This window comes from Rhodoferax sp. GW821-FHT10B06 (assembly GCF_059415605.1).
This window is the reverse complement of the sequence record NZ_JBWKNO010000027.1, coordinates 23,367-34,465: the sequence shown is the minus strand read 5'-3', so window position 1 is coordinate 34,465 and position 11,099 is coordinate 23,367. Positions and strand designations below refer to the sequence as shown.

The window sequence follows — 11,099 nt, the reverse complement described above, 5'->3', positions numbered from 1 at the left end:
CTTCTTGCTCAACCACCATCCCCAGCACGCTACTATTCAATGACCCTTGCGTTGCACTTGGGATTGAATCCGCCCAGATTCCACCTGCGCTGGATGCTCCTATTTAGATAGCAATCAGGCCATCAAACGGGCCGTGCCCGAGACGCGTACCGAGCTGCCTGGCTGGCTGCTGAACTCAGCGTGCAGCAGGGAGCGCATGCCCATGTCTTCGCCCTGCACCACGTCGATGGTGCCGCCGTGCGGCCAGTCCAGGTCGCGCAGGTAGCCGGCCAGGGCGGCGGTGGCCGCGCCGGTGGCGGGGTCTTCCAGCACGCCGCCAGAGGCGAACGCATTGCGGGTGTGGAAGCGCTGTGCCGACTCGGCAAACGCCAGCAGGATGGTCACCAGGCCGGCGCGCAGCATCAGGCTGCGGCCTGTGGCCAGGTCGTAGTGCATGGTGGCCAGGGCGCTGCGGGTCTTCAGGGCCAGCACCAGGTGGTCGGCACCGCCGTGTATCAGAGCCGGCGGGATGCGCGGGTCCAGGTCGTGGGCGGTGTAGCCCAGCAAGGCCAATGCCTCGGCCACCAGTTCGGTGGGCGCGGACTGGCTGCGTGTGGGCGGCGACTGCAGTGCTGCAGTGAACAGTGTGCCGGCGCTGCGGCCTTCCACGGTGATCTGGGCGTGGTTCAGCGTCAGCGGGTAGACGCCGTCGCCGTGCTGCTGCGCCAGGACCGCACCCAGCGCGATGGTGGCGTGTCCGCAGAACGCTACCTCGGTCTCGGGTGAGAAATAGCGCACCCGCCAGGCGCTGCCCATGGGCGCGGCGAAAGCGGTTTCAGAAAAACCGACGGCTGCAGCGGTGCGCTGCATTTCGGCGTCGCTGGGCAGAACATCGGCGATGACGACGCCTGCGGGGTTGCCGCCGCTGGAGCCGTCGGAGAAGGCGGCGAGTTTCAGGACTTGCATGGTGTCTCCTTGCAGAAATGAGAAGGGCTGAAAGTCATTTTCAGCCGGGGCGTGAAGCCCTGCCGCCGTCGTGCTTACTGGGCAGCCGGTGGACGGATGGCCGATTTGGGCCGGAAGGCCTTGCACACCGTCTCGACGGTTTCCAAATAAGGGCCGCCGATCAGGTCGATGCAGTAGGGCACGGCGGCAAAGATGCCGGGCGTGCCCAGGGCGGGCAGGCCTTCCAGCGTCTCGGCTATCGCCGTGGGCTGGCCGGGCAGGTTGATGACCAGGCTTTTGTCGCGGACCACGGCGGTCTGGCGCGACAGGATGGCCGTGGGCACGAACTTCAGGCTGATCTGGCGCATCTGCTCGCCAAAGCCGGGCATTTCCTTGTGGGCAATGGCCAGCGTGGCCTCGGGCGTGACGTCGCGCAGGGCAGGGCCGGTGCCACCGGTGGTCAACACCAGGCTGCAGCCGGCGTCGACCAGCTCGACCAGGGTGGCGCTGATGACGGCTTGTTCGTCGGGGATCAGGCGCGGCACGAATTCGATGGGGTTCTGCAGCGCGCGGCTCAGCCAGTCTTGCAGCGCGGGCAGGCCTTTGTCTTCGTAGACGCCGGTGCTGGCGCGGTCGCTCACCGAGACAATGCCGATCTTGACGGGGTCGAACACGGCCTTATTCCTCGTCGGCCTGGTGGCTTGCATCGATGGCGCCGTCGTTCAGCGGGCCGTCGATGTCCAGCAGCTGTTCACGCACCAGCTGGAAGATGTCGCGGTAGGCGCGGCCGTGGCGAGGCAGCGCGCCGGGCTTTTCGGGCGTGGCGTCCTTGCGGGCCTGGCGGACCAGGGCGCGCAGTTGCTGCGAGTCGGTGGCGGGGAATTCGCTGATCCATTCGCCAAAGGCGCCGTCTTCGGCGATCAGGCGGTTGCGCCAGGTTTCGGCCTTGTGCAGGGCCAGGTTTTCCTGGGCCGAACCGGAGTGCTGCACCTTGAGCGCCGCGCGGATCGCATCCAGCATTTCGGGCTCTTGCTTGCGCATGAGCTTGCCGATGTACTGCATCTGGCGGCGCTTGCCTTCGAAGTTGGTGATGCGCTTGGCTTCGACCACCGCGTCGTGCAGCTTTTCGCCCAGTTGCAGCTTGGTGAACAGGTCGGTGCGCAGAGTCAGCAGGTCTTCACCCAGCTTTTGCAATTCGTCGCTTTCGCGTTTCATGTCGGTGCGGCTGGCGGAGTCGGTGCCCTTGAGTTCGGCTTTGAGCTGGATGTCCAGTTCGCTGCCTTCGGCAACGAAGGTGCCTTGGACGTAATAGCCTTTGGTGGGTTTGCGTGACATGGTATTTCTGGGTGGGGTGGCGCTGTGCGCGGGTATCCGATGGGGCGCGGCCTAGGTGCCGGCGTGGCAAGTATCATAGCCGCCAACATGAAAAACCCAGATTCCACAGTTTCCCGCCCCGACAGTGGCTTTGCCTACAGCCGGCCTTTCTTTGAAGAACTGGTAGACAGCGCCCTGGCGCACGCCAAAAAACTCGGTGCCACCGACGCCGGCGCCGAGGCCTCCGAGGGCTGCGGCCTGAGTGTATCGGTGCGCAAGGGCGCGCTGGAAACCGTGGAGCGCAACCGCGACAAGTCGTTGGGCATCACGGTTTACATCGGCAAACGCCGTGGCAACGCCAGCACCTCCGATTTCTCCAAGGCAGCCATCCAGCAGACCGTGCAAGCGGCCTACGATATTGCCCGCTTCACTGCCGAAGACCCGGCCGCCGGCCTGCCCAGTTCCAAGGACATTGCCAAGCGCCAGGTGGACCTGGACCTGTTCCATCCCTGGGCCATCACCAGCGAAGACGCGGCCCAGATCGCCATGGAATGCGAGGCCGCGGCCCTGCAGACCAGCAAGCACATCACCAACAGCGAAGGCGCGGGCGTGTCGGCCCAGCAGTCGCATTTCTTCAGCGCACACACCAATGGTTTCCGGGGCGGCTACGCCAGCTCGCGGCATTCTTTGTCGGTAGCGCCGATTGCTGGCAAGGGTAACGGCATGCAGCGCGACTCCTGGTACAGCTCCATGCGCGACGCGGCCGAGCTGGCTTCGCCGCAGGACGTGGGCCGTTACGCCGCCCAACGTGCGCTGAGCCGTTTGAAGGCACGCAAGATCCCCACCGTGGAGTGCCCGGTGTTGTTCGAGTCGCCGCTGGCCGCCGGCCTGCTGGGTGGCTTTGTGCAGGCCGTCAGCGGCGGTGCGCTGTACCGCAAGAGCACATTTCTGCTGGACTCCATGGGCAAGCAGATCTTCCCCAAGCACATCGATCTGATGGAAGACCCGTTCGTGAAGCGCGGCAAGGGCAGCTCGCCGTTCGACGAAGAGGGCGTGCGCGTCAAGGCGCGCAAGGTGGTGGACGCGGGTGTGGTCGAAGGTTACTTCCTCAGCAGCTACTCGGCGCGCAAGCTGGGCATGAAGACCACCGGCAACGCCGGCGGCTCGCACAATCTGACGCTCACCTCCCGCCGCACCCGCGCGGGCGACGACCTGGACGCGATGCTGAAAAAGTTGGGCACCGGCCTGTTCGTGATCGAGCTGATGGGCCAGGGCGTGAACTACGTGACCGGCGACTACTCGCGTGGTGCCAGCGGCTTCTGGGTGGAAAACGGCGAGATCGCCTTCCCAGTGGAAGAGATCACCATCGCCGGCAACCTGAAGGACATGTTCAAGGGCATCCAGGCGATTGGCGCAGACACCTACAACTACGGCGCGAAAACCGTGGGCTCGATCCTGGTGAACAAGATGAAGGTGGCCGGGAGCTGATCTAAGCTTTTTAGGCCTCAGGCGCTTATTTCACCTGCGCCGCCAGCTATCAATATAGTAGCTGGTGGCGTTTTGCTTGGCGTTTACTTACCGCGCTGCTTGGCCAGTGCGGCCTGGGTTTCCTGCCACAGGTCCATACCCACATTGGCGGCGACCAGGGCGTTGACCTTGGTGAGCTTGTCGCGCATGCGGGCGGCTTCGGTGGGGGCCAGTTGGTTGATCTGCATGCCCTTGGTTTTCAGATCGGCCAGGGCTTTGGCGGCTTCGTCGCGGGTGTCCTTGCGTTCGAAGTCGCGGCTTTGGATGGCGGCGTCGAGCAGCACTTTTTGCTCGTCCTTGCTTAAGCCGTCCCACCACTTCTTGCTGGCCAGCACGATCCAGGGGCTGTAGACGTGGTTGGTCACGCTCAGGTACTTTTGCACCTCGTAGAACTTGCTGGAGACGATGGTGTTGAAAGGGTTTTCCTGGCCGTCCACGGTATTGGTTTCCAGCGCGCTGAAGAGTTCGCTGAAGGGCAGGGGGATGGCGTTGGCGCCCAGGGTCTTGAAGCTGCTCAGGAAGACTTCGTTCTGCATCACGCGCAGCTTGATGCCGTCCATGTCTTCCAGCTTGGTGACGGGGCGTTTGTTATTGGTCAGGTTGCGGAATCCGTTCTCCCAGTACACCAGGCCGACCAGGCCTTTTTCCTGCAGCTTGGCCATTACTTTCTGGCCGATGGGGCCGTCCAGGATGGCGTCGGCTTCCTGCACGTTGTTGAACAGAAAGGGCGTGTCCCACAGCGCCATTTCCTTGGTGATGCCGACCAGGGTGGCGGTGGAGCCGACCATCATCTCCTGCGCACCGCCCACCAGGGCTTGCTGCATCTGGGTGTCGGGGCCGAGGGCGGCAGCGCCGATGGCCCGCATCTTCATCTTGCCGCCAGAGGCTTTTTCGATCGCACTGACCAGCACTTTGGCGGCGCGGCCCTGGTTACTTTGCTCGTTCAGGCCGTAGCCAAAGCGGATGATGCGCGGCTTGATGTCTTGCGCGAAGGCGGCGCTGGCAGCGCCCAGGGCGAGTGCGGCCACGGTGGCCAGGGCGGTGCGGCGAAGGAAGGTGTGCATGGTGTTTGTCCTTGGTTGTAAGTTGTAGGGTGCGAGAGAGTGGGCGGTTTAGCGCATCCACGCCACGGGGGCGATGACAAGCTGCGGGAAGATCACGAACAAAATCAGGATCAGCGTGTAGGTGATGAGGAAGGGGTTTACGCCCTTGATGACGGTGTGCATGGGCAGGCGGCCCACACCGGCAATCACGTTCAATACGGTGCCCACTGGCGGGGTGATCAGGCCGATGGCGCCGTTCAGCACGAACATCAGGCCGAAGTACACCGGGTCGATGCCGGCCTTGACGGCGATGGGCAGCATCACCGGGGCGAAGATCAGGATGGTGGGCGTCAGGTCCAGCGCGGTGCCTATCAACACCAGCACGACCATCATCACCGCCATCAGGACGCGCGGGCTTTCCACCAGCGGGCCGAGCCAGTTCGACAGCGTGCTGGGCAGGTCGGCCAGGGTGATCATGTAGCTGGCCACGGCAGCGCCGGCGCACAGGAACATCACCACGGCGGTGGTCTTGGCGGCGCGTACCAGCACCGTGTACAGCTCGGGCAGCTTCATTTCACGGTGCACGAACAAGGCTACGACCAGCGCGTAGAACGCTGCCACCACGGCGGCCTCGGTGGGGGTGAACAGGCCGCTCTTCATGCCGCCGATGATGATGATGGGCATCAGCATCGCCCAGAAGGCTTTCAGCGTGGCCTGCAGGCGTTCCTTCATGGGCAGGGGCTGGCCCACCGGCAGCTCGGTCTTGCGTAGCACGAACTTCCAGGCCACGATCAAGCCCGCACCCATGAACAGGCCGGGCACGATGCCCGAGACGAACAGCGCCGAGATCGACGTGTTGGTGGTCACGCCATAAATCACAAACGGCATGGACGGCGGAATGATGGGCGCGATGATGCCGCCCGAGGCCAGCAAGCCGGCCGATACAGGCAGCGGGTAGCCGTGCTGGCGCATCATGGGCAGCAGGATGGTGGCCAGCGCCGCGGTGTCGGCCAGGGCCGAGCCGCTCATGCTGGCCATCAGCACGGCAGCGCCGATGGCCACATAACCCAGGCCGCCCCGGATGTGGCCGACCCAGGCCTGGGCCATGGCGATGATGCGCCGGCTGATGCCGCCCGAGTTCATCAGCTCACCGGCCAGGATGAAGAAGGGCACGGCCAGCAGCGGAAAGCTGTCCACCCCGGCCACCAGGTTCTGCGCCAGCAGCTGGGTGTCCCAGAAATCCAGTACCCAGGCCATGCCGGCCCCGGTGAGTACCAATGCCAGCGCCATGTTCATGCCGATGCCCATCAGCACCAGCATGCCCAGCGAAAAAACCACGAATGCTTGACCTTCTGCGGACATATGACTTACTCCACTTCCGCGCCGTGACCGAGGTCCAGGGCTTTGTTACGTACCAGCTCCCACAGCGCCATCACAGCGATCAACAGGGAGCACAAAAACGCCGGCAAGGGCAGCAGCGCGCTGGAGTAGCCCAGCACCACCGAGTGGCTGCCCAGGCCCACGACCACCTGCTGCCAAGCGCCCCAGGCCAGGAAACTGCAGCCCAGCACCACCAGCACGCGGATCAGGGCCGCCATGGCCGTCAATGCAGCAGGCTTGTCGCGCAGCGCCAGCAGCAGGCTGGTGAAAGCCATGTGTTCGCCCATGGGGTAGGCGGCAGCGGCGCCGATGAACACCATCCAGACGAACAGCAGGCGCGACAGCTCTTCGCTGGCGGCCACGCCGCTGCCAAAGCCATAGCGCAGCACCACGTTGATGAAGACCGAGGTGGCCATGACGGCCAGGCACAAGGCCATGGCCGCATGGGCCAGGCGCACCACGCGGGGCGCGGGGATGGGTGTTTCAGGGGTTTGCATATGGGGTCTCCTGCAGCCAGTGGATGACTTGTTGGGTAAGGGGTGCCAGGGCCAGGGTGGCATCGACCACCAGCACACCGGCTTCGCCCTCGGGGCTTTCCAGCGCTTCGAACTGGCTGTCTACCAGGTTGGCCTGGAAATAATGGCCGCCTGCCCGCTGGGCCACGCGCAGTCGGGCTTCCTCGCGGCTCAACGCCAGGTGCACAAAGCGCAGGCCCGGCACGGTGCTGCGCAACTGGTCCCGGTAGGCGCGCTTGAGGGCCGAGCAGGTCAGCACAGCGCCCTGGGGATGGTGCTGCAGCTCCTCGCCCAGCCGCGCCAGCCAGCCAGTGCGGTCGGCATCCACCAGGGGCACGCCGGCACGCATCTTGGCGACGTTGGCGGCGGAGTGGAAGTCGTCACCCTCGACCAGGGGCCAATGCAAGGCCTCGGCCAATGCATCCCCCAGACTTGATTTACCGCATCCGGCAACGCCCATAACAACCAGTGAAACCATGTTGGACAGCGCAATCCCAATGAGTGAAAAAAACCAGGCCGGCGGCCTGTACGACGTCCGAAAATCGTTTTTCAATTTTTGGACAGCGCTATCCTAAGTCTGGCCGGTATGTATTTCCATCAGGGTTTTCACCTGAACAAGTGGCCAATGGCGTAAGCGGAGCTTGTTGATTGGCAATACCGTTGCCTCGGTAGAATCGCCTCCACACCGCATGGATAGCCCCTCCTCACCCCCTTCCTCACCCCCTTTGCGCCGGCGGGCAACCGGGCGTGCCACACTCAACGATGTGGCCCTGGCCGCAGGTGTCAGTGCCATCACGGCGTCACGCGCCTTGCGCGGCGCCCGGGCGGTGGACCCGGTGCTTGTCGAGAAGGTGCAGGTGGCAGCCCAGCAGCTGGGTTATGTGCCCGATCCTGCGGCCCGCGCCCTGGCTTCGGCCCGCAGCTCGCATGTGGCGGTGTTGATTCCGCTGTTGTCGAACGCGCTGTTCGTCGAGCTGCTGGAGGCGGTGCAGCGCACCTTGGCGCCTGCCGGCTACCAGACGCTGATGGGCGTGACCCACTACCAGGCCGCGGAAGAAGAGGCTTTGCTACGAAGCTATCTGGCACACCGCCCGGCCGGGCTGCTGGTCACCGGTTTCGACCGCAGCGAAGCCGCCCGCCAGATGATTGCCCGCAGCGGCGTGCCCTGCGTGCATTTGATGGAAACGGCAGCGACGCCGGGCGTCTACGGCGTGGGGCTATCGCAGCGGGACGCGGCCCGCACCATCACCGAACACTTGTTGCAGCGCGGCCGCCGGCGTATCGCCTACGTCGCCGGGCAGCTGGACCCGCGGGTAATGCAGCGGGCCGAGGGCTACCGCGCCGCTTTGCGGGACGCGGGGTGTTACGACCCTGGCTTGGAAGTCTTGGACCCGTCGCCCACATCCATGGCCCTGGGCGGGCAATTGTTGGAGAGCCTGCTGGCACGCCGGCCGGATGTGGATGCCGTCTTTTTTTGCAACGACGACCTGGCGCAGGGTGGGCTGCTGGCGGCCTTGCGTTTGCAGGTAGCCGTGCCAGGGCGAATTGCCGTGGTGGGCTTTAACGACCTGGCCGGCAGCGACCAGATGCTGCCGCCCCTGACCACCATCCGCACACCGCGCGCCGAGATCGGCACACAGGCCGCCACGATGCTGCTGGCGCTGATGCGCGGTGAACCGGTGCCGCACAGCACGATCGATCTGGGCTTTGAACTGGTGGTGCGCAGTAGCAGCTAAGGGCCTTGCCAGGCATCGTATCTTTTAAGTTATTTTGTGCCTCTAGCGCTGTATTTATCTGTGCGGGGCGCTATAAATATCGCAGCTATGGCTTGTTCTAGCGGTTTGGATCTTCGCCTGGGCGCAGGATGCGCTTGCGGTCCAAGAACAAGCTATTTGGATCCCGAATCTGGGGCCGAGGCATGGGCTGGACCTGCTGCGGTTGTTGGTGCTGCTGTAGCAGTTGTTGTTGGGTACGCTGGGCTTGTTCGCGTTGTTGCTGTTCCCGTTGCGCTTGCTCTGCCTGCTGCTGCTGGATGCGGTTTTGCTGTTCGCGCATTTGCTGCTGCGCGGCATCGCGCTGCATTTGTTCGCGTTGCTGGCCCTGGAGCTGGATGCGGTTTTGTTCTTGTTGTTGGCGTTCGCGGTCTAGCTGCTGCTGGCGCTGCAATTGGGCTCGCTGTTGCAAGTCCTGCAGGTTGTTGGGGGCTTGCATCATGGGTTCCACCATGTGCACTTGAGGCCGGGGCATGGGTATGGCCTGCTGGCTGGGAGGACTGTCTCGCCATGCGGGGTTTGCGCCCACGCCGGGAGGCAGGCCGGGCCGCGACTCAGGCGGGCGGTGGGGGTTGGCTGGGCGCCAGGTCTGGCCGGGGGCCAGCGGATACCAGTTGTTATTGGGTGGATGGTGACGGTCACGGTCGGCAAATGGGTCGCGGAAACCCACCACCGCTGGCACATACGCCGGGCGCGCCATCACTGGCCCGGGCACCCAGCACCATTGCGCACCGATTTGCGCCCAGCGGCCGTAGTGGAAGGGCGCAAAGCCCCAAGGCGCGTCGTCCACCCAGGTCCAGCCCCAGGGTTCAATCCAGCGCCACTGGCCGTTGCGGAAGGGCGCCCACTGGCTGTTGTTGACGCGGGGAATCCATACCGTGCCGAATTCGGTGTCGGTGCGCCATTCGCCATAGGCGTCCAGCTGCTGGTAGCCCACAGTGTCGCGTGACACGTAGCGGGCGCTGAGCGACTGGTCTTCGGCCCGGTCGCGGGCACTGGCCCACATGTCAAAGGCATCGCGGGGCGGGTTGTCGAAGAACACCTCTTGGCCCAGTTGGCGGTCGGCAAAGCGGATCTGCTGCCCGGCGGTGATGCCACGCGCCTGGCCGTTTTCTCCATAGGCTACACCGCTGCCACTGCGCACGGTGACGGCGGTGGTGCGGAAGCGGGTGTCCACGTCCAGCCGGTATTCGCCGGGCTGGCTGATGGTGAAGGCCAGGTTTGGGGTGTCGATTTCCAGCTGTTCACCGGGATAGAGCTGGCGCACGCGCAGCGAAAGGCTGCCCCGTTCCAGCGTCAGGCGGGCGGTGTCGTCGTCCAGCTGGGCGATTTCCAATGTGGCCGGGCCGCTGCTGCGCAGGGCGGTAGAGCCTATGTGCAGCTCGTTACGGGAGCCGGGGGCGGTTTGTAGCCGGTCGCCGGTGGTCAGTGGTCGGTTGTATTCGGCGGGGCTCCAGTCATTGCTGCCACTGGGCGCGTAGCTGGTAACGCCCTCCATCTGACTGATGCGGCCCACGCGGCTGGGCGCGTCGGTCTGCGCGGAAGCCTGCAAGCCCGCCAACGCGAGTAACAACCCGACTAGCAGGTGGGTTGTTCGGGAAAGAAGGGTGTAGGACATGGCGTGCAGCAGAGTGTTCACGCCTTTTATAACGCGGTAGCCAGGACATTGGTTGTCCTGGACCCCATGGCGGGCAGGGTTTATCCCGCCAGCGCGGCTTTTACGGCAGCCGATACCTGGCCCATTTCAGCCTTGCCAGCCAGTTGCGCCTTGGCGACGCCCATCAGCTTGCCCATGTCGCCGCCCGTCAGGGGGCGGCCCAGTTCGGCGACCAGGGCGGCAGCCAGCGTGCCGACTTCGGCGGCGACTTGCTCGGCGTCCAGACGCTGGGGCAGGTAGGCGGACAGCACAGCCATTTCGGCTTTTTCCACATCGGCCAGGTCATTGCGGTCGGCCTTGACGAAGGCTTCCACCGAGTCCTTGCGCTGCTTGATGAGCTTGTCGACGATGGCGATGATGGCGGCGTCGTCCAGCACCACGCGTTCGTCCACTTCTTTTTGTTTCATGGCCGACAGCAGCAGGCGGACGGTACCCAGACGGGCGCTGTCCTTGGCACGCATGGCGGTTTTCATGTCTTCGGTGATTTGTTCTTTGAGTGACATGGTTGCTCCTGAAAGTTTGGGTCTAAAAGTCAAAAAGCCCGCCCTGGCGTCCCGGGGCGGGCTTGTCAAACTGCGAACAGTTTGAAAGCTTAATACAGCTTTTTAGGCAGCTGCATCGAACGTACACGCTTGTAGTGGCGCTTCACAGCGGCCGACTTCTTGCGCTTGCGCTCGGTGGTGGGCTTTTCATAGAACTCACGCGCACGCAGGTCGGTCAGCAGACCGAGCTTTTCGATGGTGCGCTTGAAGCGGCGCAGGGCCACGTCAAAGGGTTCGTTTTCTTTTACACGGATAGTTGTCATGACAAAAAAAGATTCCGATAGTGTGCGGGTCTTGTCAAAGGAAGATCAGGCCGTTTGACGAAGGGACCGCGGTGTTCCCTCGCTATTACATTGATCAGGCAGCGAGGGTTTGCCAGCAAAGCCTTGGATTATAGCCTGTAAGCCGCCCTCTGGCTGGCTTAC

12 protein-coding genes are annotated in these 11,099 nt (G+C 64.0%); 2 read left to right on the top strand and 10 right to left on the bottom strand.

Annotated features, from left to right (window positions below; genetic code table 11):
- Positions 1 to 114 precede the first annotated feature (114 nt).
- From AC07O2_RS25380 to yjgA, 3 genes are all read right to left on the bottom strand, one after another.
- Positions 115 to 945, bottom strand: a complete 831-nt coding sequence (locus AC07O2_RS25380) for a PhzF family phenazine biosynthesis protein (protein ID WP_495234890.1) — start codon at positions 943 to 945, stop codon at positions 115 to 117.
- Between the two features lie 74 nt (positions 946 to 1,019).
- A complete protein-coding gene (gene mog / locus AC07O2_RS25375) occupies positions 1,020 to 1,631 on the bottom strand; it encodes a molybdopterin adenylyltransferase (protein ID WP_495234889.1) in 612 nt (203 codons plus the stop codon).
- Entirely contained in the window at positions 1,603 to 2,259 is a 657-nt protein-coding gene (yjgA, locus tag AC07O2_RS25370) for a ribosome biogenesis factor YjgA (RefSeq protein WP_495098065.1), read from the bottom strand. The genes mog and yjgA overlap by 29 nt, the downstream gene beginning before the upstream one ends.
- Positions 2,260 to 2,346: 87 nt before the next feature.
- On the opposite strand from yjgA, the gene pmbA reads away from it, so the two are divergent.
- On the top strand, positions 2,347 to 3,726 hold the full coding sequence (gene pmbA / locus AC07O2_RS25365; RefSeq protein WP_495234888.1) for a metalloprotease PmbA: 1,380 nt from the start codon (positions 2,347 to 2,349) through the stop codon (positions 3,724 to 3,726).
- A gap of 83 nt (positions 3,727 to 3,809) precedes the next feature.
- Here pmbA and AC07O2_RS25360 read toward each other — a convergent pair whose 3' ends face one another.
- Genes AC07O2_RS25360 through AC07O2_RS25345 form a run of 4 tightly spaced genes read right to left on the bottom strand, consistent with a single transcriptional unit; the run spans position 3,810 to position 7,163 of the window.
- The gene (locus AC07O2_RS25360) at positions 3,810 to 4,829 is read right to left on the bottom strand and encodes a TRAP transporter substrate-binding protein (protein ID WP_495098067.1); all 1,020 of its coding nucleotides are present in this window, start codon (positions 4,827 to 4,829) and stop codon (positions 3,810 to 3,812) included.
- Positions 4,830 to 4,877: 48 nt separating this feature from the next.
- Positions 4,878 to 6,170, bottom strand: a complete 1,293-nt coding sequence (locus AC07O2_RS25355) for a TRAP transporter large permease (RefSeq protein WP_495098068.1) — start codon at positions 6,168 to 6,170, stop codon at positions 4,878 to 4,880.
- A 5-nt stretch (positions 6,171 to 6,175) separates the two neighbouring features.
- Complete coding sequence (locus AC07O2_RS25350) at positions 6,176 to 6,685, bottom strand: TRAP transporter small permease subunit (protein ID WP_495234887.1); 510 nt, start codon at positions 6,683 to 6,685, stop codon at positions 6,176 to 6,178.
- On the bottom strand, positions 6,672 to 7,163 hold the full coding sequence (locus AC07O2_RS25345; protein ID WP_495234886.1) for a gluconokinase: 492 nt from the start codon (positions 7,161 to 7,163) through the stop codon (positions 6,672 to 6,674). The genes AC07O2_RS25350 and AC07O2_RS25345 overlap by 14 nt, the downstream gene beginning before the upstream one ends.
- A gap of 229 nt (positions 7,164 to 7,392) precedes the next feature.
- Between AC07O2_RS25345 and gntR the strand changes: the two genes are divergently transcribed.
- Positions 7,393 to 8,439, top strand: a complete 1,047-nt coding sequence (gene gntR, locus AC07O2_RS25340; protein WP_495234885.1) for an HTH-type transcriptional regulator GntR — start codon at positions 7,393 to 7,395, stop codon at positions 8,437 to 8,439.
- Between the two features lie 97 nt (positions 8,440 to 8,536).
- Here gntR and AC07O2_RS25335 read toward each other — a convergent pair whose 3' ends face one another.
- From AC07O2_RS25335 to rpsU, 3 genes are all read right to left on the bottom strand, one after another.
- Positions 8,537 to 10,093 (bottom strand): DUF6600 domain-containing protein, encoded by a 1,557-nt coding sequence (locus AC07O2_RS25335; RefSeq protein WP_495234884.1) that lies wholly within the window; start codon positions 10,091 to 10,093, stop codon positions 8,537 to 8,539.
- An 80-nt stretch (positions 10,094 to 10,173) separates the two neighbouring features.
- Positions 10,174 to 10,635 carry a GatB/YqeY domain-containing protein gene (locus AC07O2_RS25330; RefSeq protein ID WP_495099981.1) on the bottom strand — a complete coding sequence of 154 codons (462 nt, stop codon included), beginning with the start codon at positions 10,633 to 10,635 and terminating at the stop codon, positions 10,174 to 10,176.
- Positions 10,636 to 10,724: 89 nt separating this feature from the next.
- Positions 10,725 to 10,937: a 30S ribosomal protein S21 gene (rpsU, locus tag AC07O2_RS25325; RefSeq protein WP_092756237.1), complete on the bottom strand. Its 213-nt coding sequence runs from the start codon at positions 10,935 to 10,937 to the stop codon at positions 10,725 to 10,727.
- Positions 10,938 to 11,099: the final 162 nt, after the last annotated feature.